We start from the raw sequence: 23,859 nt of genomic DNA on the forward strand, positions 1-23,859 counted from the left end.
ACCGATCCATTGACATTGAGCGGCCAGGACGGCTCAGTGGCGGGCGGTGCGGCGGCGCCAGAACAAGAAACCGGTGACCAACAGGAAGGCCGGCACCAGGCCGGTGAAGGCGACCAGCCATTGCCAGATGCGGCCGCCGACGAAACCGCCGTGCAAAGGGTAGAGGGCTTCGCTGACGCGTGCGCCGGTGCCCTGGGCGGTGGCGTCGTGCACACCGAGCACGACGCCCTTGTAGGGATCCAGCCAGACCGCGCTGCGCCCGACCGGGTGCCACTCGCCGGCGGCGCGCATGCGGATCGTGACCAGGCCGTTGTCGGCCTTGGGCAGGCCGATCCGGCGCAGCTCGGCGCCCGCCAATTGGCCGTCGGCGACGCGCAGCAGGGCCGGCCAGTCGATCGCCGCCTCGCGCGCGCCGAGCTTGGGCGGCTTGCGCGCATCCGCGCCATCGCCGAATACGGCTCGCAAGACCGTGCGGGTGGGGCCGTCGTAGACCATGCCGACGCCGGTCAGCACCGCCAGCAAGGTCAGCGGCAGCCACAGCACACCGGCGCCGCGGTGCCAGCTGAACCAGCGCCGGGTCGGCGGGCCGCGGTACCAGCGCAGGCTCGCGGCCAGCGCCGACCATCGCGGCCACCACAGGTAGAGACCGCTGAGCAGCAGGAGCAAGGCGATCAGGCCGACCACGCCCAGCACCTGTCCGCCGGCTTTGCCCGCGAGCAGATGGGTGTGCCAATCGCGCAGCCATAGCACAGCGTCGTTGTGCTTGTTGCGGATCAGCAGCAGCTCGCCGCTGGCGCCGTCGAAGTAGCGCCGTTCGCCGTCGGGGAAATAGCCTTGCCAGACCGGCAGCTGGGCGGTCGGCAGGTCGAGCGAACTCATGCCCTGCGGCTGCCAGTCGGCGACGATGCGCGCGAGCGCGGCTTCGCGTTGCGCCGGCGACGGCAGCGCGCGTTCGACCAGGTCCGGCTGCGACCACGCCAACAGCTCGCGCTGGAACGCCAGCACCGTGCCCGACAGCGCGACCAGGGCGAACACCAGGCCCACGCTCAGCCCCAGCCACAGATGTAGCCATTTCAGCGCCGCCCGCAGGCGGCGCTTGATCGGATGAGATGCCTGGCGTGAGGTCATGCTGGGCTCGGACTAGCGAGTGGCCGCTTAGAACCGGTGCGACCAGCTCGCGCTGAACACCCGGCCGCGGCCGGCGACGTAGGTGTCGGCGCGCGGCGTGCTCTGCGAGTAGTAGGTGATGTACTGCTCGTCGAACAGGTTTTCGATGCCCAGGCTCAGGCTGCCCAGCGGCAGGGCGAAGCGCGCCTGCAGGTCGACGGTGGTGTAACCGTCGGCGCTGGCGACCTGGACGCCGCGCAGGTCGAAGTCGCGGTCCAGCGAGCGGCTGCCCTGCAGGCGGGTGGAGATGCCGGGGGTCCAGGTCTGGTCCCAGAACGCGGTCACGCGGTCGGGGCTGATGTTGATGCCGGGCAGGTCGCTGTCGACGCGGTCGTCGCCGTTGCTGTCGTAGCGGCCCTTGGCGCCGGCGTAGCCCAGGCCGACGCGGCCGGCCTCGGAGAACTGGAACGCGACGTTGCCTTCGATGCCGCGGATCTCGGTGCGCTCGCGCACCACGTTGTAGCTCTGGGTGGCGGTGTCGAAGGCCAGGCGCGAGCCCAGGTCGGAGTCCGACCAGTACGCGGCCAGGTGCGCCAACCAGCGGCCGTTGTCGAAGTCCAGGCCGATCTCGCGGTTGTCCGACACCACCGGCGACAGATCGACCAGCCGGTCGACGCGCTGGTTCGGCGCGGTGATGCCGCGCAGCACGCGGCCGATGTCGGCGACGGTGTAGCCCTCGGAGTAGGAGGCGTAGAACTTGAGCGCGTCGGTGGCTTCGAATACCACGCCGAAGTTCGGCAGGGTTTCGCTGGTCTTGGGCGAGCCGCCTTCGACGAAACGGCTGCCGCCGGCGTTGGCGGGAATGGTGTTGAAGTCGTCGACCTTGAGCTTGCCGCGCTCGTAGCGCAGGCCGCCGGTCAGCATGATCTTGTCGGTAAGCCACCACTCGGCCTGCACGAACGGCGACCAGGATTCGTACTGCGTTTCCGGTACCCAGTTCAGCCGCGCCACCACCAGTTCCTGGTAGGTCTTGTCGCGCGCCCAGTCCAGGCCCAGGGTGACGCGCAGGCGCTGGTCGAACAAGTTGTCGCGCGACCAGCTGAACTTGCCGCCGAGCTTTTCCGAGACGTTCTGCGACTGGTCCCACCAATGGAGGTCGCGGCCGTCGCGCCAGAAATCGCCCCAGTCGGTGGCGCCGTACAGGCCTTTGAAATCGACCCAGTACAACTGCGCCTGGAAATAGCCGCCGGCCAGCGATTTGTCGGCGTAGTCCAGCGCCAGCGAGGTCGAACGGTTGCGCGCGCCTTCGCCCTCGCGGCTGCCGCGCGCGGAGGTCGCAAGCTGGCCGGTGGCGAGGTTGCCGTTGACGGTGATGTAGTCGTTGTTGCCCCGCAGCTCGTAACGGCTGGCGGTGAGCTGCAGGCGGCGTTCGTCGTCGAGTTCCCAGCCGGCCTTGGCGAACAGGTTGTGGCTGCGCGCGTCCATCAGGTCGCCCTGGATGTCGTTGACCGCGATCGCGTCGCCGTTGCCGTCGTAGTACAGGCCCTCGCTGGCGTAGGACAGGCCGCCGACGAAATCGAAGGCGCCGCTGCGGGTGCCGAACAGATAGGACGCGCGGTAGCCGGTGCTGTCGCTCTGGTGCGGCAGGGCGGTGCTGGCGCCGATGCTGACGTCCTGGAAGGTCTCGCCGTCCTGGCGCGGGGCGCGCTTGGTGATGATGTTGATGATGCCGCCCGACGCGCCCAGGCCCTGCAACGCGTTGGCGCCGTGGATCACTTCGATGCGCTCGATCATGGCCGGGTCGACGGTGTGACCGTCGCGTCCGCCTTCGCGCAGCGGCGTGGACTGCGGCACGCCGTCGACCAGGTACAGCGGCTTGCGTCCGCGCAGGGTCTCGCCGCCGTTGGTGAGCTTCTGGCGCGAGGGCGAGAACGAGGGGATCAGGTTGGCCAGCACCTGCGAGATGTCCTGGGTGACGGCGAGCTGCTGACGCAACTGCGTCTGGTCGATCACCGTGATGGTGTTCGGCAGCGCGGCCTCGGAGTCGGGGCTGCGGCTGGTGCTGGCCGACACGGTGACCCGATCGAGGTCGGTGGCCTCTTCGGCGTAGGCCACGGGCGAGGCGAGGACGGCCAGCAGGGCGCTGGCGAGCAGATGACGAGGGGGCATTACCGGGTCCGGGAACTGCAGGGGACCGCTATGATAATGCGAGTTATTCTCATTTGACAGCCAGGAGTGGGGTCGGCCGCCAGCCCGGAGTTGGAATCGTCGGCCCTGGGCCCCTGCTTACGCGCCGAAGCGGGCCCGCAGCTCGTGGTCGCGCGGCATCGCCGAAGCGGCCCCGGCGCGCTCGGTGGACAGGCCGGCGTAGCGATTGGCGTAGGCCACGTGGTCCGCGAACGGGGTCTGGGCGTGGCGCGCCAGTGAGGCGGCCAGGGCGCCGTTGAAGGCGTCGCCGGCGCCGGTGGTGTCGATTGCGCGCACCGGCGCGGCCGCGACCCGGTAATAGGCCTGCGCGTCGCCGTGCAGGCGGCCCTCGGCGTGGGACACGAAGCAGCCGGCCGAGCCCAGGGTCACCACCACGCTGCCGTGCGGCAGCAGGCGCCGACACTCGGCGTGCAGCTCGTCGTCGGCCAGGGCGGCGAGCTGGTCGGGATCGACCACGGCGCCGGTGTGGCGCTTGAGCTGGGCGCAGAACTCGGTTTCGTTGGGCGTGACCACGTCGGCCAGCGCCCACAGTTCCGGCGTCGCCACGGCGTCGGCCGGCGCCGGGTTGAGCAGGGCCAGCGCGCCGGCGCCGCGCGCGTGCGCGAACGCGGCCGCGACCGAGGCCGGCGGCGATTCCAGTTGTCCCAGCACCACGCGGGCCTGGGCGATGGCCTCGCGCTGCAGATCGACGAAAGCGGTCGACAGCTCGGCGTTGGCGCCCGGGCCGATCACGATGGAATTGCGGCCGTCGCGATCGACGTAGATGCCGGCGGTGCCGGTCGGCGCGTCGCTGCGCAGGTCGCGCAGGTCGATGCCGTCGGCGGTCGCCAGCGCGCGTGCGAGCTGTCCGCCCGCGTCCTCGCCCAGCGCGCAGACGAAGCTGGTGCTGGCGCCGGCGCGCGCCGAGGCGGTGGCCTGGTTGAAGCCCTTGCCGCCGGGGCCGGTGTGGTACTGCCCGGCCAGAGTCTCGCCCGGCCGCGGCAGCGCCGCGACCGACCAGACGTGATCGACGTTGAAGGAACCGACGACGACGACCTTGCTCAACTCAGGCTCCGAAGTGGGTGAGCACGCCGGCGATGGTCGCGGTCATGAAGGTCGCGATCGAACCGCCGAGCACCGCGCGCAGGCCGAAACGGGCCAGATCGGCGCGACGCTCGGGGGCCAGGCCGCCGATGCCGCCGATCTGGATCGCGATCGAGCTGAAGTTGGCGAAGCCGCACAGGGCGTAGGTCGCGATCAGGCGGCCCTGATCGGTCAGGACCGTGCCGGCGACCTTGCCGTTGACGATGTCGGCGAGGTGGGCGTAGGCCACGAACTCGTTGAGCACCACCTTCTCGCCGATCAGCCCGCCGACCGTGGTCGCGTCGACCCAGGGAGTGCCGATCACCCAGGCGATCGGCGCCAGCAGGTAGCCGAACAGGCTCGACAGATCGGTCGGCTTGCCGATCGCGGCGGCCAGGCCGGTGATGTCGCCGAGCCAGATCAGCGGATAATTGACCAGCGCGATCAGGGCGATGAAGGCCAGCAGCATCGCGCCGATGTTCAGCGCCAGGCGCAGGCCGTCGCCGGCGCCGGCCGCGGCCGCGTCGATGATGTTGGCGGTGCTCTTCTCGACTTCCATCTTGACCGTGCCGCGGGTCAGCGGCTCGCCGACTTCGGGGACCAGGATCTTGGCGATCACCAGGGTCGCGGGCGCGGCCATGATCGAAGCCGCGAGCAGATGCTTGGCATAGAACGCCTGCTGTTCCGGATCGCCGCCGCCGAGCATGCCGACATAGGCCGCGAGCACGCCGCCGGCGATATGGGCCATGCCGCCGATCATCATCGTGATCAGCTCGGACTCGGTCATCTTCGGAATGTAGGGGCGCACGGTCAGCGGCGCTTCGGTCTGGCCGATGAACACGCTGGCGCAGACGCTGGTGGTCTCGGCGCCGGACACGCGCATGACCTTGGTGATGACCCAGGCCATCGCGCGCACGATCGCCTGCATCACGCCCAGGTGGTACAGCACGCCCATCAGGGCGGCGAAGAAGATGATGGTCGGCAGCACCTGGAAGGCGAAGATGAAGCCGAACTTCGAGGTGTCCATCAGGCTGCCGAAGATGAACTCCGAGCCCTTGCCGACGAAGCTGAGCACCTTCACGAAGCCGTGGCCGATCGAATCGAACACGTCCTTGCCGCCAGGCACCAGCAGCACCACGGCCGCGAACGCGATCTGCAGCGACACGCCGGTCGCCACCAGCTTCCAGTCGACCCGGCGCTTGTTGTTGGAGAACAGCCATGCGATGCCGACCAGCACCGCCAAACCAAACAGGCCGAATAACACCCGGACGATCGAATCCACTCAGTTCTCCCCGTGCCGTCCGGGATCCCGGCGGCTGAAATTATCGTTATTGGACCACGCCGGGCGCGGCCGCCGGCCTCTACGCGGGCCGGAGGCGCAGCCTAGTCCACCGGTCCGCGCCGCGGCAAGCCGCGGGACCGGTTCAGGTGTCGCGCGCGACCACACGGTTGCGGCCGGTCTGCTTGGCCTGCTGCAGGCGGCGGTCGGCGCGGCGCAGCAGCCGCGACAGGTCCGAGCCCTCCTGCGGGTAGCCGGCCAGGCCGGCGCTGAAGGTCAGGTGCAGCGGATCGGCGCCGCGGCCGGGCTCGAACGGGCGCTCGGCCAGGACCTGCCGGATCGCGTCGACCTGCTCCCAGGCCGTGCCCAGGGGCTTGCGCAGCAGCAGCACGAACTCCTCGCCGCCCAGCCGCACCAGCCATTCGGTCGAGCCGGACTGCTCGCGCAGCACCGCGACCACGTGGCGCAGGGCGCGGTCGCCGGCGTGGTGGCCGTTGTCGTCGTTGATGCGCTTGAAGTGGTCCAGGTCGATCAGGGCCAGGGTCAGGCTGCCGCCGTCGTGGCGCACCGCGTCGAACAGGCGCTGGATGCGGTGCACCAGCCAGGTCCGGTTGGGCAGCCGGGTCAGGCCGTCGGTGCCGGACATCTCGATCAGGCGCTGCATGCGGTACACGACCATGGACGTGATCAACGCGAACATCAGCAGCAGCAGCACGCGCTGGCCCTGGCCGCCGGGGGCGACCGCGCCGTAGTCGCTGGAAATCAGCTGTTCGGGCGAGGACGTCAGCGCGAACACCGCCAGCACCAGCACACCGTACTGGACGATCGCCATCGCGCCCGCGAACAGGGTGACGCGGCCGTCGCTGCGTAGCGCGGTCAGCACGATCGACAGCGGGTAGCCGCACCACACGATCAGGCTGTTGAGGCCCGACGGCAGGTGCTGAAGCGCCAGCGCGATCAACACCAGGGTGGTCGCGGTGACGTCGAAGCCGGCGGTAGCGAACGGCAGCCAGCGGTAGCGTCGCGGCCGCCGCGCCAGCACCAGCCACAGCTGCGCGAACACGTTGACGAAGATCGCGCCGCCCAGGCCGATCAGGGTTTCCTGGATGGTGCCGCCGCCGATCGCGTTGACCAGCGGCAAAAGCAGCAGCATCGCCGCGAGCACGGCGCGCAGGCGCGCGACCATCAGCTCGCCGCCGGCGCCGATCTCGAGCATGATTTCGTCGGGTCGCGACGTCAGCGATACCGCGATGTCGCGCAAGCGTTCGCCCACTGCGTGCATGGTGTCTCCCCGTTGGGCCAGCCGAGCATAGCGCGCGTGCGTCGCCCAGGGCAGGGTGGCCCGCCGCCGCCGCCGGCGCCCGGGCTCAGATCCCGCGCACCGCCACCCACAGCGCCAGCACCGCGAACACCGCGGCGGCGACCAGGCGCGCGGCCTTCAGCGGCAGGCGGTCGGCGAAACGGCTGCCGAGCGCCACCACCGGCACATTGGCCAGCAGCATGCCGACGGTGGTCCCGGCGACCACCTCCCACAGCGGCGAATAGCGGGCCGCCAGCAGCACGGTCGCGACCTGGGTCTTGTCGCCGATTTCGGCGACGAAGAAGGCGATGGCGGTGGCGATGAAGGCGCCGCGCGCCGGCAGGCGCTCGCCTTCGCCGTCGAGCTGGTCCGGTTTCAGGGTCCACAGCGCCACCGCGAGGAAGCTGGCGGCGACGATCCAGCGCAGCACCGAGGGCTGCAGCCACTGGGCGGCCAGCGCGCCCAGCCAGGCGGCCAGGGCGTGATTGAGCAGGGTCGCGACCAGGATGCCGGCGACGATGGGCCAGGGCCGGCGGAAGCGTGCGGCCAGCAGCAGGGCCAGCAACTGGGTCTTGTCGCCGATTTCGGCGAGCGCGACCGTGCCGGTCGAAAGGGCGGCCGTAGCCAGTGGGGGCGTGCCCATCAAAAGCGTGTCCATCGGAACTCCGGGGCCGGGCTTCGCGCGGAGGCGAAGGCAAACGCTGCACGGCCCGACCCGGGTGCGCGCAACGCCTGCCTTCGGTCTTGCCCGTGGTCGCTGGCGCGGACATGCGTCGCGCGCTGGCTGCCGCTCCTGCGCCATGGCCGGTGGGCCAAGTGTGTTGACGCAGGTCCCCGCGTGCCGGATCGGCGGCGGAGGGGCTACTCCCCGGAGGAGGAAGTGCGCGCATTGTAGCCCCGGGCGGCGGCGAGTGCGTTAATGCTAGGAACTAGTAGAGGCAGGAATTAGGAACTAGTGAGTTTCTACTAATTCCTGCCTCTACTGGTTTCTGCCCCGAGTTCCTACTAGTTCCTAATTCCTGCTCCTTCTATTTCCTGCTATTTCCTGCCCCGAGTTCCTACAGTTCCCAATTCCTGTCCCCCTCCAATCCCGGCCCCGGTTAGCATGCGGGGGCGAACCTCTCGGAGCACCTCATGCAATACCGCCGCCTGGGTTCTTCCGGCCTGCAGCTGTCGGCGCTGTCCTTCGGCGCCTGGGTCACCTTCGGTGCCCAGATCGGCCGCAGCGCCGCACGCGAACTGATCGCCACCGCCTGGGACAACGGCGTCAATTTCTTCGACAACGCCGAGGGCTACGCCAACGGCGAAGCCGAGCGGGTGATGGGCGACGTGATCGCCGACCTGCGCCTGCCGCGCGACGGCTATTGCGTATCGAGCAAGGTGATGTTCGGCGCCGCCGCGGATCCTCTGCCGACTCAGAAAGGCTTGTCGCGCAAGCACGTGACCGAGGCCTGCCACGGCGCCCTCAAGCGCCTGCGCGTCGATCATCTGGATCTGTACTACTGCCACCGCCCCGATCCGGAGGTGCCGATCGAGGAAACCGTGTGGGCGATGGATGCGCTCATCCGCCAGGGCAAGGTGCTGTACTGGGGGACCTCGGAATGGTCGGCGGCGCAGATTCGCGAGGCCCACAAGGTCGCCCGCAACCATCATCTGCATGCGCCGACCATGGAGCAGCCGCAGTACAACCTGCTGCATCGCGAGCGGGTCGAACTGGAATACGCCTCGCTCTACGCCGAACTCGGCCTGGGCACCACGATCTGGTCGCCGCTGGCCTCGGGCCTGCTGACCGGCAAGTACAACGACGGCGTGCCCGAAGGTTCGCGCCTGGACCACGACGACTATCGCTGGCTGCAGCGCAGCGTGCTCAGCCCCGAGCAGCGCCGGATCGAGCGCGCACGCGCCTACTCCGCGGTCGCGCGCGAGCTGGGCACGGAGCCGGCACCGCTGGCGATCGCCTGGTGCTTGCGCAACCCGCACGTGTCCAGCGTGATCCTGGGCGCGACCCGGCCCGAGCAGCTGGTGCAGAACCTGCAGGCGCTGGAGCTGCTGGACCGTTACTCCGAGCCGGACTGGGACCGGGTCGAGAAAGCCACCGCCTGAGCCGTCCTGGTTGAAGCGGCCCGATCCGGGGCCCGTGCCCGGGCCGGCCTGCGGATGGGCGCAGGTCCGGGGTGCCGGCTGCGTTCCGGCCAGCAGTGCAAACAGGTGTTGACTGGCAAATGAGAATCATTATCATCCAACTCGACCCCTGATCGAGTCACCTGCCATGTCCCTGCGCCAGCCGGTGTTGCAGCTCAAACCTCGTACTGACCGCTCCCTTCCCCCGGTAGTAACCGCCGTCGCCCCCGCGGCGAGCGCCGTGACGGCGGCCAACGCCTTGTTGGTCGAAAGCGTCGCCCTGTTGCGCGGCGCGCGCGAAATCCTGATCCGCCACGGCGGGGAGGTCTATCGCCTGCGCCATACCCGCAACGACAAGCTGATCCTGACCAAGTAAGCGCCGTAGCCCGCGACACCCGTCACGGCATGGCCGCGCCGCAATCCCAGGGAAGGGAGGCGGTGCGGCCATGCCATGACGGGCGCGGCGGGCTCGCTGAGCGGCTTCGCGGCACATTCCGGTAACGCCAATCGGCAACCCGACCCGCTCGGGTTCCGCGCCACGGACGGCGCTCCAAACCCTCCTCCAGGCCGCCAGCCAGCCGTTCGACGGCATGCCAGCCAGCCCGAATCCACCACTCGAGCTGACTCCATGCATCGCGTCGATCGCAATGCCGGCCTGCGCCGGTCCGTCCGTACTTCCCTCGTTCCCAGCGCGCTCGCGCTGGCCCTGATGCTGGCTCTGCCGGACGTGGCGCTGGCCGCGCCCGCCGACGCCACGGCCGAATCGCCGGACGGTTCCGGCGCCGGCGCGCGCGAGCTCGAACGCATCGTCGTCACCGCCACCCGCACCGAGCGCGAACTGCAGGACGTGCCGGCCGTGGTTACCGCGATCGACCGCGAGCGCATGGACGAGGAGATCGTGCGCGATCTCAAGGATCTGTTCCGCTACGAGCCGGGCATCAGCGTGAGCAATGCGGTCGGTCGCTTCGGCCTCGGCGACATCCGCATCCGCGGCCTGGGCGGCAACCGCGTGCGCGTGGAGACCGATGGCATCCCGGTGTCGGACAGCTTCAGCATCGGCAGCTTCTCCAACGCCAACCGCAACTTCGTCGACCTCGACACCCTCAAGCGGGTCGAGATCGTGCGCGGCCCGAGCAGCGCGCTGTACGGTTCCGACGCGCTCGGCGGCGTGGTGTCCTTCGTCACCAAGGACCCATCCGACTACCTGCTCGACGGCAAGGACAGCTACTTCGGTTTCAAGCTCGGCTACCAGGGCGAGAACCGCGGCCTGTTCGGCGGCGCCACCGCGGCCTTCGGCGGCGAGCGCTGGTCGGGCCTGGTCGCGGTCGGCCACCGTCAGGGCAAGGAAACCGAAAGCATGGGCACGCGCCGCAGCGAGGACGCCACCCGCACCGCCGCCAATCCACAGGACAGCGACGGCCGCAGCCTGCTGGCCAAGCTGGTGTTCGCGCCCAGCGAGCACCAACGCTTCAAGCTGACCGTGGAAGGCAACGAGGATCAGACCGACACCGACGTGCTGAGCTCGCGCGGCAACGCCCTGGTCGCACCGGGCGCGCCGGCCGTGCGCACTCTGTCGCTGCTCGGCGACGATCATCAGACCCGCGCCCGGGTGTCGTTCGCGCACGAGATCGACGCGCTAGACGCCGCGTTCGCCGACTCGCTGCAGTGGCAGATCTTCCGTCAGGACAGCGAGACCACCCAGCGCACCAGCGAAGAACGCGTGACCATCGTCGGCGGCCGTCCGACCAACCCGACCCGGCGCGAGCGCGAGTTCAACTTCGACCAGCGTGCAACCGGCGCCGAGGCCACACTGCACAAGGGCTTCGTCACCGGTTCGGTCGAGCACACCCTGACCTACGGTTTCGAATACACCCGCACCGACATCCGCCAGAAGCGCGACGGCCAGGCCATCAATCTCACCACCGGCGCGGTCACCAAGAGCATCTCGCCGGACGTGTTTCCGGTGCGCGATTTCCCGGTCAGCCGGACCACGGTCGCGGCGCTGTTCGTGCAGGACGAGATCGGCTTCGCCGACGGCGCGTTCCGTCTGGTGCCGGCGCTGCGCGTGGACCGTTACGAACTCAAACCCGAAGTCGACGCGATCTTCGCCGGCGACAACCCCGGCGTGGCGGTGAGCGAACTCAAGGAAACCGCAGTGTCGCCGAAGCTGGGCGCGGTCTGGCATTTCGCCCAGGACTGGTCGCTGTTCGGCGGTTACCAGCACGGTTTCCGCGCGCCGCCGTACAACGACGTCAACCTGGGCTTCACCAACCTGCAGTTCGGCTACACCGCGATCCCCAACCCCGACCTCAAGCCCGAGACCAGCAACGGCGTCGAGCTGGGCCTGCGCTACTCGGGCGAGGCGGTCTACCTCGAGGCCTCGGCCTACTACAACCGCTACGACGACTTCATCGAATCGCAGCGCTACATCGGCGACAACGCCCAGGGCCTGATGGTGTTCCAGTCGCAAAACGTAGCCGAGGCCGAGATCCGCGGCGTCGAACTGCGCGGCGGCGTCGACTTCGCTGCGCTGTCGCCGGCGCTGGCCGGCTGGTCGCTGCGCGGCGCGGCGGCCTGGTCGAAGGGCAAGGACCGCAGCACCGGCGCAGCGCTGTCCTCGATCGACCCGCTGCGCGGCTCGCTGGGCCTGGCCTACGACCGCGACCGCTGGGGCATCGAGCTGGCCGGCCGTTTCGCGCGCCGCAAGAGCGATCTGCCGCAGACCGGCTTGTTCGCGACGCCGGGCTACGGCGTGCTCGATCTGCTCGCGCACTTCAGCTTCGCGCCGGGCGCCAAGGTCGACGTCGGCGTGTTCAACCTCGGCGACAAGAAGTACTGGGACGGCGGCGACCTGCCCAGCACCCTGGCGGCGACCAGCGGCACCGTCGACCGCTACAGCGCTTCGGGCCGCAACCTGGGCGTCAGCCTGGCGGTGAACTGGTAAGCGCATGCGCGCGTCGCGATCACGGCCGGGAGCGAACACGGACGCGGGCGCGCTGCCCGCGCCCGAGCGACTGGCTGCGGTCGCGACCGTGCTGTGCCTGTATCCGCGCCGCCACCACGACGCGCTGGCCGGCTGGCTGGACAGCGTCGACGTGCAGCGCTGCCTCGGCGAAGAGGTCGAGCCCGCGCGCGAGTCGATCCTGTTCCGCGACGCACGGGAACGCCCGTGCTGGCGCCTGTACCTGCTGCCCGACAGCGACTTCCTGGCCTGGGACCTCGCCGTCGGCGCCTTGCCCCACCATCGCGACGAACCGGCCGGCGGTCGCTTCGTCCGCGTTTGCCGTGGTCTGTGGCGCCGGCTGGGCAACGGTTGGAATGCGCAGGTGCTGCGCTTGCAACTGGCCCACGACGAAGCCGGCCGCCGCATCGTGGTCGCCGACAGTGCCACGCCTTCGGCGCTGGGCCTGGAGCATGCGCGCCGCATCGCCGTGGCCGAAGGCGCGCTCCTGCGCACCGGGCCGGACACCTGTTGCTGTATGACGCGTCGCGCCGCCGCATCCGGCTCGCAGCCGATCGCCTCGCATTGAGCTTCACCGAATCCGCCGAATTCAATTCGCCGCAACGAATCCGTTATCCATTCATCAACCGAGAACCGTACCCATGAATCTCCGACTGCTAGCCGCCTGCCTGACGCTCTCCTGCGCGGCAACGCCAGCCTTCGCCGCCGCGCCTGCCGCGGCCGACGCCGCGCGCGACCGCGCTTCGATCCTGGCCATGCAGGGCGAGTACATCGTCGATTTCGCGTTCGACGAAACCGTGCTGCTGCAACCCGGCTACGAGCGTGCGCCGGCCATGCGCAGCGGCGGCAACGAGACCGTGATCGTGGTCGAGGACACGCCGACCAAGATCGTCCTGCAGCACATCCTGGTCGATGAGAAGAGCGGCCACGTGACCAAACACTGGCGTCAGGATTGGACCTACGAGGCGCCGACGCGCTTCGAGTTCAGCGCCGACCAGACCTGGCAGGTGCGCGCGATCCCGGCCGAGCTGACCCGCGGCGCCTGGACCCAGTGCGTGTTCGAGGTCAGCGACGCGCCGCGCTACTGCGGCACCGGCCGTTGGGAATACCGCAACGGCGCGGCCACCTGGACCAGCGACCTGAGCTGGCGTCCGCTGCCTCGCCGCGAGTACACCAAGCGCAGCGACTACAACGCGGTCTCGGCGATCAACCGCCACACCCTGACCCCGGGCGGCTGGACCCACGAGCAGTTCAACACCAAGGTGCTGCGCAAGCCCGACGGCAGTCAGATCGAACTGGCGCGCGAGTTCGGCTTCAACGATTACCAGAAGACCAAGGACGTCGATTTCAAGCCGGCCTACAGCTACTGGGATGCGACCCGCGGCTACTGGGCCAAGGTTCGCCAGCGTTGGGACGGATTCCTGGGCAAGGCGCCGGGCGTGCACCTGAAGACCAAGATCGACGGCATGGCGATGATCGTTCCGCTGTTCGAGCAGGCCGGCGGCCTGGAGCAGGGCAAGGTCGTCGCCGACAGCGAGATCGATGCGGTGTTCGCCAAGTGGGTAGAGGCGGCGCCGCAGGAAAAGCGCTGAGCCGGCGCAGGCGGTGCGGACATTCGGCCGCGTCGTCGTGAAGCGCGGGGTTGGCGCGGATCGTCACTCGTACCGCGCCGCCTTGAACCGCGGTGTGAGATCGCGGCCGCGCGTCGCAAACGCGCTGCCGCCAATCCGCCGATGAACCGCTGCCGGCGCCCGATGCGGCGCCGGCTACGCGTACCGGATCAGACCAGGACCGGCGGGGGCGGCGGCGGAGGCGGTGCGGGAGGAGCCGGGGGCGCAGGCGGTGCCAGTGTCGGCGGTGCGTGCGGTGCCGCCGGCGGCCTCGGTGCGCGTGGCGCGGACGGCGGTGCGGGCGGCGCAGAGGGCGCCATCGCGTGCGGCGGTGCGGGCGGTGCCGGAGGAGCGGGCGGTGCCGGCGGCGTCGGCAGCAGCAGGCGCACGCTTTTGGGCACCTTGACCCGCGCGCTGGCTTCCTTGCGATCGCGCAGATAGGCGACCGCGACTTCGCTGCCTTCCGGACGCGCGCGCAGCGCTTCCATGGTGTCGCGCGGCGTGCTCACCGGCTTGCCGTCGATGCTGCGGATCACGTCGCCGGGTTCCAGGCCCGCCAGGTCGGCGCCGGCGCTGAGCACCAGCACGCCGCGGTCGGTGCCGAAGTAACGCCCCAGTCCGCGATCGACCGCGGCCAGGTTCAGGCCGTTCCAGCGGAACGCCTCGACCAGCGCCGGCGTCGGGCAGTCGCCGCCCTTGCAGGCGAAGATCGGGCCGGTCCGCGCGATGTCCGCACGCACGCGCTGCTTGATGGCCGGCAGCTGCTGCATGTCGAAGGCATAAGACTTGGCGTCTTCGGGATCGAAGGCGAATCGGCCCATGACCACGTTGCCGCCGGGCGTGACGATGCCGCCCTCGTCGCTGTCGAACACCAGCACGTGCTCGCCCAGCTGCGGCTTGATCTTGACCGTGGTCTTGCGGCCCTCGCGTTCGTAGCCGATCGTGATCGGCACATCCACGTCCAGCGAGTCGAGCGCGGAACGGGTCGCGGCCAGGCGGGTTTCGCTGTCGTCGCCGCGCACCGCGTCGCCGTTGACGGCGACGATGCGGTCGCCGCTGCGCAAGCCGGCCTTGGCCGCGGCGCTGTCGGGGGTGACGGCGACGATGCGCGCGCCGGCCTGCGGATCTGAATTGAGCACCACGCCCAGCAAGGGGCGCTGTTCGGTCTGGCGGATCACGATCTGGCGCTGCGCGTCGAGCGCCCCCAGCCGTGCGAGGCCGGCTTCGTCGCGGGCGACGTAAGCCTGGCCGCGCGCGCCTTCGGCGCGCGAGCGTGCCAGTTCGCTGACCCGGCGCTGGGCTTGGCGCAGCTGATCCAAGGCCGCTTTCATTTCGGCGTCGGTCTTGGCATCGGTCTTGGCGTCGCTGCGGGTCGTGACGGTGCGAGTGCGCACGGTCGCGTCCTGGGCGACCGCCACCGAAGCGACGGTCGCGGCGGTCGCGAGCGCGAGCGCGGTGATGCGGAGGCGGCGGGATGTCATACGGACCTCTGGAGGTGATGTGGACTGGACGGGCAGGAGATAAGGAGCGGCATGGCGGATCAGTCGACGCGCACCAGCGCGCCGTCGTAGCGCTCGCCGTGGGCGGCGAGCCAGCGTTGGGTGCTCTCGACGCCGGCCAGGTCGCGCAGCGTCTGCACCCGTTGTTCCCACAGCGAGGCGCGTTGCGCGGCCGGCAGGCCGTCCTGACGCAGGGCGGCGTCGATCACGCCGATCCGGCTGTCGAGGTCGGCGCTCATCAGGGTCGCGCCGGCGCTGCCGACGCGCTCGTCGCGGGCCAGCGCGACCAGGGCTTCCAATTGCGCCGACTCGGCCTGCCATTGCGCGATCGCGGCGGCTTCGGCGGTTTCGACATCGGTGGCATCGGCGGCGGCCAGCGCGGTCGCAGGTTCGGCGCTCGCCGATTCGATGACCGGCGCCGGGGCGCGGCGTTGCGGCTGACGCGCCTTCGGGTGCGGCTTGCGTTGTGTGCCGGCGATCTTGCCCGGCAGCTCACGGGTCGCGATGGCGGGCGCGGATGCGGCGATGTCCTGCGAGGAAGGGGCGGAGGGACGAGTGTCGGCGGCGATGCTCGGCGTCGGGGCCGGCTCGGCGCTGCGGTCGGGCGCCGGAACGATCGTGGCAGGCGCGTTCTTGGCCGGCACGTTCTTGGCCGGCGCGTTCGCAGTCGCGATGCGGCCCGGCTCAGGCGTGTCGGTACCACGCTGCAACGCGATCGGCACCAGCGCCATCACCGCCAAAGCCGCGGCGGCCGCGGTCCAGACCGGCCAGCGTCGACGCCGCGGCGAACGGGCGGCGCTCGGCGCTCTCGCACCGCCGCGCGCGTCCAGCGCTGCGGACAGGCGCGACCAGCCGTCGGCCGGTGGCGTCTCCGCCGGCAGGGCGGCGAAGGCGGTGGACCAGTCGCTCGGCGCGGGCACGCCGTGGCGGGAGCTGGCGTCAGGCATGGGTGGCCTCCGTGGTCGGTTCCAGCAGTTCGCGCAGGCGGCGACCGCCGCGCGCGAGTTGGGATTTGGAGAAACTCGGCGTGCGTTGCATCAGCGCGGCGATTTCGTCGTGGGTGTAGCCCTCGGCGTGGTACAGCCACAGCACGCTGCGGGTCGCGGCCGGCAACTGCGCCAGCGCGCGCCCCAGCGCCGAGGCGTCGGCGGCGGCCGGCGGCGGTGGCGCCTGTTCGTCGGCGTAGCGGTCGTCTTCCAGCACCAGGGCGTGCTCGTGGCGGCGCTGGCTGCGCAGGCGCATCAGGGCTTCGTTGATCGCGATCTGGCGCAACCAGCCCCAGAACGGGCTGTCGCCGCCGCCGCCCTGGCCGCGGAAGTCGCCGATCCGTCCCAGCACCTTGAGCATGGTGTCCTGCAGCACTTCGGCCGCCTCCTCGCGATCGCCGCCGCTGCCGCCCAGGATCCGCAGCGCCAGGGTGTAGACCGGGCGCTCGAACCAGCGATAGATCTGCTCGAACGCGGCCCGCTCGCCGGCGCGCGCACGGGCGAGCAGGGCGTCTGGCACATCGATCGCGAAGCTTGAGGTGGCTGGCATGTATTGATCTGGATGCGGCCGGGCGGCAAACCGTCGCAGCGGCCGGCTGGGCCTATACTCCGCCTATCTAAAGGGAGGGGACACCATGGGACCGATTCTGGCCGTCGTGCTGCTGGTAGCCGGCGTGATTATCCTGTTCAAGACCGTGCGGATGGTGCCGCAGGGTTACGAATGGACGGTGGAGCGCTTCGGCAAATACACCCACACCATGACCCCGGGGCTGCACTTCCTGATCCCGGTGGTCTACGGCGTCGGCCGCAAGATCAACATGATGGAGCAGGTGCTGGACGTGCCCTCGCAGGACGTCATCACCAAGGACAACGCCGTGGTCAAGGTCGACGGCGTGGTCTATTTCCAGGTGCTGGACGCGGCCAAGGCCGCCTACGAGGTCGCGCAGCTGGAAATCGCCACGCTCAACCTGGTGATGACCAACATCCGTACCTCGATCGGTTCGATGGACCTGGACGAATCGCTGTCGCGTCGCGACGAGATCAACGCCAAGGTGCTGGTCGCGGTCGATCAGGCCACCCATCCCTGGGGCCTGAAGGTCAACCGCATCGAGCTCAAGGACATCCAGCCGCCGCGCGACCTGGTCGATTCGATGGCCCGGCAGATGAAGGCCGAGCGCGAGAAGCGCGCCAACATCCTGGAGGCCGAGGGCTTCCGCCAGGCCGCGATCCTCAAGGCCGAAGGCGAGAAGCAGTCGGTGATCCTGGAAGCCGAGGGCGAACGCGAAGCCGCGTTCCGTCACGCCGAGGCGCGCGAACGCCTGGCCCAGGCCGAAGCCAAGGCGACCGAGATGGTGTCCAACGCGATCGCCCAGGGCAACGTGCAGGCGATCAATTACTTTGTCGCGCAGAAGTACATCGAGGCCTTCAAGTCGCTGGCCGAAGCGCCGAACGCGAAGTTCGTGATGATGCCGATGGAGTCGGCCGGCGTGATCGGTTCGCTGGGCGGCATCGCCGAACTGGCCAAGGAAGCGCTGGACCGTCAGCCCGGTCGTCCGGCCGCTCCGCCGCCGCGTCTTCCGGGGGCCTGAGCGATGCAGCTGAACTGGCAGATGGTGACCTGGGCCGCGGTGGCCCTGCTGCTGTTCGCGGCCGAGGCCTTGGCGCCGGGGGCGTTCATGCTCTGGCTCGGCTTCGCCGCGGGCGCGGTGTTCGTGGTGGTGCTGGTGTTCCCCGACCTGCCGGTGCTCGCGCAGGTAACGATGTTCGTGGTGCTGAGCTTCCTGTCGATCCAGGTCTACCGGACCTGGTTCCGCGGCCGCGAGCGCAGCAGCGACCAGCCGGCGCTGAACCGCCGCGGCGAACAACTGGTCGGCCGCGTGCTCGTGTTGGACCGCGCCATCGTCCAGGGCCGCGGCCGGGTACAGATCGCCGACGCGTACTGGGAAGTGATCGGCCCGGAGCTGCCGACCGGCGCCTCGGTGCGCGTGGTCGCCTGCGAGGGCATGAGCCTGCGGGTCGAGGCGTTCGGGCAATAAAGGGTTCGCGATATTGCGAGGAAGGGATGCGATGAAGCGCCGTGAAAGCCTGTGGATCGGTGTCGCCCTGGTTGCGCTCGCAGCCGTAGCCGCTTCGTGCCCGGCGCTCGCCGGGCGGGCCGTGCCCGCGGCCGCACCGGCGCAGGCACCGGCACCGGCACCGGCACCGGCACCGGCACCGGCACCGGCACCCGCGGCCAGTTGGATCGGCCGCGTGGTGCCGCCGTATCCGGACGGCCTGAAGTCCAATACCGGCAGTTGCGTGGGTTCGGGCAGCTCGCCGGAACAGATCTGCGCGCGTTCGATCGGAACCCTCGACGACGCCGAGGACCATTCGGTCAAGTTCTACGCCGGCGAATTCGCCGGCCGCGAAGGCAACGAGCCGCGTTGGAAGATCACCGACGTTATGCCTTATCCCAAGCTCAAGCGCGGCGAGTACGTTTCGGTCGCGACCTGCCAGCGCGACGGCGTCGACGACCCGGGCCTGGTCGCGATCGTCGATACCGCGGTACCCGATGCGGCTGCGCAGGAGATGTTCGAGGCCCGGCGCTGGGCGATGCGCCTGGACCGCGACAGCGGCAAGTTCGTCGAAGTGCCGCCGGCGAGCGTGCGCTGCTACAACGAAGGCTTCGGCGCCGAGTAAGGCTTGTCGTCCGGCCTGCTACCTGCGGCGACGACGTAGATCGCGGCCGGGTCCCCGGACGGCGGCGACGACCCGCATAGCGCATCGCGACTCACGTCGCTTCCACCGTCGTGCCACCGGTGCCGCGCCTGTCCGGCCCATGCGCCGGCGTACCGTGGGCCGGGGCGCATCGCGGTCGGTCTCCGTGGGATAATCCTGGGCTCCCCAACGTCCAGGCCCGCCGCTCATGACCCAGAAGACCATTCTTAACGACGCCCACCGCGCGCTCGGCGCCAAGATGGTCGACTTCGGCGGCTGGGACATGCCGATCAGCTACGGCTCGCAGATCGAAGAACATCACCAGGTCCGCCGCGATGCCGGCATGTTCGACGTCAGCCACATGACCGTGGTCGATCTGCGCGGCGCGCGCACCCGCGAGTTCCTGCGTCACCTGGTCGCCAACTCGGTCGACAAGCTGCAGAAATCCGGCAAGGCGCTCTACACCTGCATGCTCAACCCGCAGGGCGGCGTGATCGACGACCTGATCGTCTACTTCCTGGCCGAGGACTTCTTCCGCCTGGTGGTCAACGCCGCCACCCGCGAGAAGGACCTGGCCTGGATCGGCGAGCAGGCGCGCGCGTTCGACGTGCAGGTCACGGAGCGTCCGGACTACGCGATGATCGCGGTGCAGGGCCCGAACGCGCGCGACAAGGTGCTGAGCCTGCTGCGCGAGGAAGACCGCGCGCGCATCGGCAAGCTCGGCAAGTTCGTCGCCGGCGACGCACAGACCGCCGACGGCACCGCGCTGTTCGTCGCCCGCACCGGCTACACCGGCGAAGACGGCTTCGAAGTGGTAGTGCCGGAAACCGGCGCGGTTGCGCTGTGGAATGCGCTGCTGGCCGTGGGCGTGAAGCCGGCCGGCCTGGGCGCGCGCGACACCCTGCGCCTGGAAGCCGGCATGAATCTCTACGGCCAGGACATGGACGACCAGGTGTCGCCCTACGAGGCCGCGCTGGCCTGGACGGTCGCGCTCGACGAGGGCCGCGACTTCATCGGCCGCGCTCCGCTGGAGCAGCAGAAGGCCGCCGGCGCGCCGCGCCAGATGATCGGCCTGGTGATGGACGAGAAGGGCGTGCTGCGTCACGGCCAGAAGGTGCTGACCGCCAACGGCGACGGCGAAATCCTGTCGGGCACGTTCTCGCCGACCCTGAACAAGTCGATCGCGTTCGCGCGCGTGCCGGCCGGCGAGCCGGGCCAGGTGCGGGTCGACATCCGCGGCAGGGAAGTCCCGGTGCGCGTGGTCAAGTTCCCGTTCGTGCGCGACGGCCAGCCCCAGGACGGCGTGCTGGGCTGATCGCGACCATGGCCGCGCGCGTCGACTATTACTTCAGCCTGATCTCGCCCTACGCCTACTTCGGCCACGCCGCGTTCCTGGACGCGGTGCGCGAAGCGGGCGCCGAGGTGGCGTACCGGCCGTCGCGGATCTTCGACCTGTTCGCGGCCAACGGCGGTCTGCCGCTGGGTCAGCGCGCGCCGGCACGCCAGCGCTACCGCCTGATCGAGCTGCAGCGCTGGCGCGCCAAGCGCGGCTTGCCGCTGAACCTGGCGCCCAAGTACTTTCCGCTCGACCCCGGCCTGGCCGACCGCTGCGCGATCGCCCTGGTCGCGGCCGGCGCCGACCCGGCCGCATACATGGACGCCGCATTCCGCGCGCTGTGGGTGCACGACGCCGACATCGCCGTCCCGGCGGTCCTCGCAGAACTGTTGACGCGTCACGGTTTCGATGCCGCGCCGGTGCTCGCCGCGGCCGACGCGGCCGAGACCGTCGCCGCCTATCAGCGCAATACCGAGGCCGCGATCGCCGCCGATCTGCCGGGCCTGCCGGGCTACGTGCTCGACGGCGAGCCGTTCTGGGGCCAGGATCGCGTCGAGGATCTGCGCGAAGCCCTGATCAGCGGCCGCGCGCCCTTCCGGATCGGGCAGGACGACCGCGCATGAACACACCCTCTCGCATGTTGCTTCCGCGCCGCTAAACTAGGCGCAGTTCCCCAGCCGCCCCCGCAGAGTTTGAGGCCAGCCATGAGTGAAATCCCCGGCGATCTGAAGTTCATGAAATCCCACGAGTGGGCCCGCGTCGAAGGCGACGGCAAGGTCACGGTCGGCATCTCCGACCATGCCCAAGGCCTGCTCGGCGACCTGGTCTACGTCGAGCTACCGAACATCGGCGACCGCGTCGAAGCCGGCACCGCCTGTGCCGTGGTCGAGTCGGTGAAGGCCGCCTCCGACGTCTACGCGCCGATCAGCGGCACCGTCACCGCGGTCAACGCCGCGCTGGCCGACAAGCCGGAGACGATCAACGAAGACGCCTACGGCGAAGGCTGGATCTTCACCGTCGAGGTCGAGGAACCGGACCAGCTCAACGAACTGCTCGCACCGGACGACTACGCCGAGCTGCTCGAAGACGACGACCACTGAAGGCAGGCGTCGCCGGGCCCGCGCGGTCCGCGACGCAAGCCCGGCCGGACCGCAAGCGCGTCCGGCCTGTCCGCTACGGCCGCCTCGTGCGGCCGTTCGCTTTTGTGGAGGACGTCGGGCTCCGGCGCGCGGCCCGACGCGATGGCCTGGCTAAGAGGCTTGCGCGCGGCGCAGGTGGTCCGGTGCCCTGCAGCCGGGTGAGCGGCGTGGGCGTGGGCGAGGGCGCGGAGCGAACTCGGAACTCGCGACATCCGTCCATGCGACGTCCGCGCGTGCGACGCGCGGCCGTGCCGGGGCTGCGCGGCAGCAGGAGTGAGGCGCCGATCCGCGTCAGCTTCCGCTCTCGTTCGCCGGCTTCCGGCCGACGGCAACGCCCAGGCCGCGTCGTCGACGCTGGCCTGCCATCCACGCCAGTCCGGTATCTGCCGGTCGCATGCGGCGGCTGCAGCCAGACGCGCGCGGCGGCTATCGGTACCCGCCATAGTCGGTGCAGTGACGAAAGCGAGCAGGCGGCGCGTGCCTGTGGCTGACGTCAGCCTCTGACGACTTATGGCCGCCTACAGCGGGCGAAGCGGTTCGCGGACGCATATCGGTCGCCGCCGCGGTCGCCCGGTTTGCGGCCACGTACGGCGGGTGCAGCGCGTCGTCGGCGCGCATACGCCGTGCTCGATGGCCCTTCGATTCGTGGCCGCTCGCTGCGAAATCCGTCCCGCGTTCGGCGTCGGCGCCGCCGCCGTTCGTGCCGGCGCACACCCCGCGTCGGGCGCTCGGTCGCCGCGCGAGGCATGGAGTGGGCTCGCGATGCGAGGCCCGATCCGGTCGGCGACTCGCCCGCGGCGTCGGCGAACCGAGACGCTCCGCCGCGGCCGATGGGCGGCAGCGACCATGGTCGCCGTGCCGCTTCACCCACTCCTCACGCGTCCGACGTCGCCGCGTCCATCCCTCGTGCGCCGCGCCGATGCCGTTCGGCGGTCGCGCCGGAGCGGCGGCGTCGGTCGATCGGTTGCCGGTCCGATCGCCGACGAGGGCGAGCCGCCGCCTCCGCGATCTCCCTCCGCCGCCGACGATGGCCGCTGCCGCTGCCGCTGCCGATGCCCGATCGCGAACACGATTAAAAACCCCTTGTTTTCAGCGTCCGCGTGGATGCTGCGCGAGCGCTGCGCCGGCGCCGGAACCGACGTTCGGCGGCACCACATCGAACGCTCACCAGCGCCGCGCATGTGCCCACGCCGTATGCGCGCAGCGTCGCCGCCGATGCCGTTCGCGGTGCGTCGCCGGTCGCCGGCGGCTTCGAAGGCGGCGGAAAAAGTTCGCGCACTTTTGCGCAAATCGGCTTGTGCGGCGCGAAACGCGGCGCCCTTCGGCACCGTCGCCGACGGGCGCAAAACGACGCTCGGAACGACCGCGATCGCGCTGCGACGCAACGCGCGCATCGCAACGCGCACGCGCGATAAAAAAATCGCGATGCGCTGAAAGCCGCGCCAGATATGGCTTTCAGCGTAGTCGTTCGAATTCGATGCGATGCGCGACGCGCGATCGCCGCGTCGTCGCGTCGTCGTCGTGGTGGTTTTCCGTCAGGGTCGGCGGGAGCCGGTCCGAAAAAAAAGTTGCCGGAATTGTTGACAGTGCGAAAAAGCGTGATTAGGTTTCGCCCAGCAGACGTTTCCTGCGGAAGAGAGTGAGTACAACGAACGCGACAACGCGCAGCAAAAAACGAACCTCCGCCCGGACAGTCAAAACGGTGGACGCAGGATTCGTTTCCCTCGCGAAAACGCAATCGTTCTTCTCGGCCCCGTCGGCGTCGCGCCCCATACGACCCGGTTCGCCCTGTGCGGATCGGGTTTTTGTTTGGCCGCAGTACGCGGCCGGATGCGTTCCCGCCCCCGGGGAGCGTGTCGAAGAATCCGTTCCGGCGCGCTCTGCGCGTCGACGGCTGCTCGCGGGTCCGACTCCCGCGGCTCTGGTTCAACTGGGCTTTAAAACCTGCAATACCCCTGATCAATCGCTGATCAACCACTGACGAGGAGCCATAACATGGCCACGAAGAAAGCTGCGAAGAAGAAGCCCGCCGCCAAGAAGGCTGCTAAGAAGGTCGCCAAGAAGCCGGCCGCCAAGAAGGCCGTGAAGAAGGTAGCCAAGAAGGCCGCTAAGAAGGTCGCCAAGAAGCCGGCCAAGAAGGCCGCCAAGAAGGTCGCCCGCAAGCCGGCGAAGAAGGCCGCCAAGAAGACTGCCAAGAAGGCCGTCAAGAAGGCTGCTAAGAAGGCCGTCAAGAAGGCTGCCAAGAAGGTCGCCAAGAAGCCCGCTAAGAAGGCTGCTAAGAAGGCCGCCAAGAAAGTAGCCAAGAAGCCCGCTAAGAAGGCTGCTAAGAAGGCTGCTAAGAAGGCTGCCAAGAAGCCTGCCAAGAAGGCGAAGAAGGCCGCGAAGAAGTCGGCTCGCAAGCCGGCCGCAGCGGCCATGCCGGCGACCCCGGCTCCGCTGATCTAATAAAGCCCCGAAAGCCGTAATCCCGCTCTCTCCCCGCAGCCCAGGCGGGGGGAGAGTTTTTTATTTGGGGCCCGCGAAATCTTCGGGGACCCGCCATCGTCGGTGGCC

General features: G+C 69.7%; 22 protein-coding genes. 13 read left to right on the forward strand and 9 right to left on the reverse strand.

What is annotated here, in order from left to right; all coding sequences use genetic code 11:
* Positions 1–33 precede the first annotated feature (33 nt).
* From ASD78_RS05505 to ASD78_RS05530, 6 genes are all read right to left on the reverse strand, one after another.
* Positions 34–1,128 (reverse strand): PepSY-associated TM helix domain-containing protein, encoded by a 1,095-nt coding sequence (locus ASD78_RS05505; protein ID WP_056098947.1) that lies wholly within the window; start codon positions 1,126–1,128, stop codon positions 34–36.
* 27 nt (positions 1,129–1,155) lie between these two features.
* Positions 1,156–3,276, reverse strand: a complete 2,121-nt coding sequence (locus ASD78_RS05510; protein ID WP_056098951.1) for a TonB-dependent receptor — start codon at positions 3,274–3,276, stop codon at positions 1,156–1,158.
* A gap of 117 nt (positions 3,277–3,393) precedes the next feature.
* Positions 3,394–4,359, reverse strand: coding sequence for a ribokinase (locus tag ASD78_RS05515; protein ID WP_056098956.1), 966 nt, complete (start codon positions 4,357–4,359; stop codon positions 3,394–3,396).
* Position 4,360: 1 nt separating this feature from the next.
* Complete coding sequence (locus tag ASD78_RS05520; protein ID WP_056098960.1) at positions 4,361–5,659, reverse strand: nucleoside transporter C-terminal domain-containing protein; 1,299 nt, start codon at positions 5,657–5,659, stop codon at positions 4,361–4,363.
* Between the two features lie 142 nt (positions 5,660–5,801).
* Positions 5,802–6,938 carry a GGDEF domain-containing protein gene (locus ASD78_RS05525; RefSeq protein WP_056098963.1) on the reverse strand — a complete coding sequence of 379 codons (1,137 nt, stop codon included), beginning with the start codon at positions 6,936–6,938 and terminating at the stop codon, positions 5,802–5,804.
* Positions 6,939–7,023: 85 nt separating this feature from the next.
* Positions 7,024–7,614 (reverse strand): TMEM165/GDT1 family protein, encoded by a 591-nt coding sequence (locus ASD78_RS05530; RefSeq protein WP_235565823.1) that lies wholly within the window; start codon positions 7,612–7,614, stop codon positions 7,024–7,026.
* A 476-nt stretch (positions 7,615–8,090) separates the two neighbouring features.
* On the opposite strand from ASD78_RS05530, the gene ASD78_RS05535 reads away from it, so the two are divergent.
* From ASD78_RS05535 to ASD78_RS05550, 5 genes are all read left to right on the forward strand, one after another.
* On the forward strand, positions 8,091–9,059 hold the full coding sequence (locus ASD78_RS05535) for an aldo/keto reductase (protein WP_056098966.1): 969 nt from the start codon (positions 8,091–8,093) through the stop codon (positions 9,057–9,059).
* A gap of 166 nt (positions 9,060–9,225) precedes the next feature.
* The gene (locus ASD78_RS19840) at positions 9,226–9,453 is read left to right on the forward strand and encodes a hemin uptake protein HemP (RefSeq protein ID WP_082575441.1); all 228 of its coding nucleotides are present in this window, start codon (positions 9,226–9,228) and stop codon (positions 9,451–9,453) included.
* Positions 9,454–9,789: 336 nt separating this feature from the next.
* Positions 9,790–12,021, forward strand: coding sequence for a TonB-dependent hemoglobin/transferrin/lactoferrin family receptor (locus tag ASD78_RS05540; RefSeq protein WP_056099858.1), 2,232 nt, complete (start codon positions 9,790–9,792; stop codon positions 12,019–12,021).
* 4 nt (positions 12,022–12,025) lie between these two features.
* The gene (locus tag ASD78_RS05545) at positions 12,026–12,607 is read left to right on the forward strand and encodes a hypothetical protein (RefSeq protein ID WP_056098969.1); all 582 of its coding nucleotides are present in this window, start codon (positions 12,026–12,028) and stop codon (positions 12,605–12,607) included.
* Positions 12,608–12,680: 73 nt separating this feature from the next.
* Positions 12,681–13,631, forward strand: a complete 951-nt coding sequence (locus tag ASD78_RS05550) for a DUF6607 family protein (RefSeq protein ID WP_056098972.1) — start codon at positions 12,681–12,683, stop codon at positions 13,629–13,631.
* Positions 13,632–13,819: 188 nt separating this feature from the next.
* On the opposite strand, the gene ASD78_RS05555 is transcribed toward ASD78_RS05550, so the two are convergent.
* Genes ASD78_RS05555 through ASD78_RS05565 form a run of 3 tightly spaced genes read right to left on the reverse strand, consistent with a single transcriptional unit; the run spans position 13,820 to position 16,684 of the window.
* A complete protein-coding gene (locus ASD78_RS05555) occupies positions 13,820–15,130 on the reverse strand; it encodes a PDZ domain-containing protein (RefSeq protein WP_056098975.1) in 1,311 nt (436 codons plus the stop codon).
* 59 nt (positions 15,131–15,189) lie between these two features.
* Positions 15,190–16,095 (reverse strand): hypothetical protein, encoded by a 906-nt coding sequence (locus ASD78_RS21070; protein ID WP_056098978.1) that lies wholly within the window; start codon positions 16,093–16,095, stop codon positions 15,190–15,192.
* Positions 16,088–16,684, reverse strand: coding sequence for a sigma-70 family RNA polymerase sigma factor (locus ASD78_RS05565; RefSeq protein ID WP_056098980.1), 597 nt, complete (start codon positions 16,682–16,684; stop codon positions 16,088–16,090). Before ASD78_RS05565 ends, ASD78_RS21070 begins: the two co-directional genes overlap by 8 nt.
* A gap of 85 nt (positions 16,685–16,769) precedes the next feature.
* Between ASD78_RS05565 and ASD78_RS05570 the strand changes: the two genes are divergently transcribed.
* The 8 genes from ASD78_RS05570 to ASD78_RS19845 all read left to right on the forward strand — a co-directional run bounded on the left by ASD78_RS05570 (position 16,770) and on the right by ASD78_RS19845 (position 23,751).
* Positions 16,770–17,723 carry an SPFH domain-containing protein gene (locus ASD78_RS05570; protein ID WP_055903596.1) on the forward strand — a complete coding sequence of 318 codons (954 nt, stop codon included), beginning with the start codon at positions 16,770–16,772 and terminating at the stop codon, positions 17,721–17,723.
* 9 nt (positions 17,724–17,732) lie between these two features.
* Entirely contained in the window at positions 17,733–18,170 is a 438-nt protein-coding gene (locus tag ASD78_RS05575) for an NfeD family protein (RefSeq protein WP_055904067.1), read from the forward strand.
* Between the two features lie 31 nt (positions 18,171–18,201).
* Positions 18,202–18,813: a hypothetical protein gene (locus tag ASD78_RS21165; RefSeq protein ID WP_200944128.1), complete on the forward strand. Its 612-nt coding sequence runs from the start codon at positions 18,202–18,204 to the stop codon at positions 18,811–18,813.
* A 226-nt stretch (positions 18,814–19,039) separates the two neighbouring features.
* Positions 19,040–20,146 carry a glycine cleavage system aminomethyltransferase GcvT gene (gene gcvT, locus ASD78_RS05585; RefSeq protein WP_056098983.1) on the forward strand — a complete coding sequence of 369 codons (1,107 nt, stop codon included), beginning with the start codon at positions 19,040–19,042 and terminating at the stop codon, positions 20,144–20,146.
* Between the two features lie 8 nt (positions 20,147–20,154).
* Complete coding sequence (locus ASD78_RS05590) at positions 20,155–20,790, forward strand: 2-hydroxychromene-2-carboxylate isomerase (RefSeq protein ID WP_056098986.1); 636 nt, start codon at positions 20,155–20,157, stop codon at positions 20,788–20,790.
* An 81-nt stretch (positions 20,791–20,871) separates the two neighbouring features.
* The gene (gene gcvH / locus ASD78_RS05595) at positions 20,872–21,267 is read left to right on the forward strand and encodes a glycine cleavage system protein GcvH (protein ID WP_055903584.1); all 396 of its coding nucleotides are present in this window, start codon (positions 20,872–20,874) and stop codon (positions 21,265–21,267) included.
* 1,122 nt (positions 21,268–22,389) lie between these two features.
* Positions 22,390–22,740, forward strand: a complete 351-nt coding sequence (locus ASD78_RS21450; RefSeq protein WP_235566449.1) for a hypothetical protein — start codon at positions 22,390–22,392, stop codon at positions 22,738–22,740.
* Between the two features lie 561 nt (positions 22,741–23,301).
* Entirely contained in the window at positions 23,302–23,751 is a 450-nt protein-coding gene (locus tag ASD78_RS19845) for a histone (RefSeq protein ID WP_082575442.1), read from the forward strand.
* The last annotated feature ends 108 nt before the right edge of the window (positions 23,752–23,859 follow it).

This window comes from Lysobacter sp. Root667, from assembly GCF_001427715.1.
Taxonomy (GTDB): Bacteria; Pseudomonadota; Gammaproteobacteria; order Xanthomonadales; family Xanthomonadaceae; genus Lysobacter.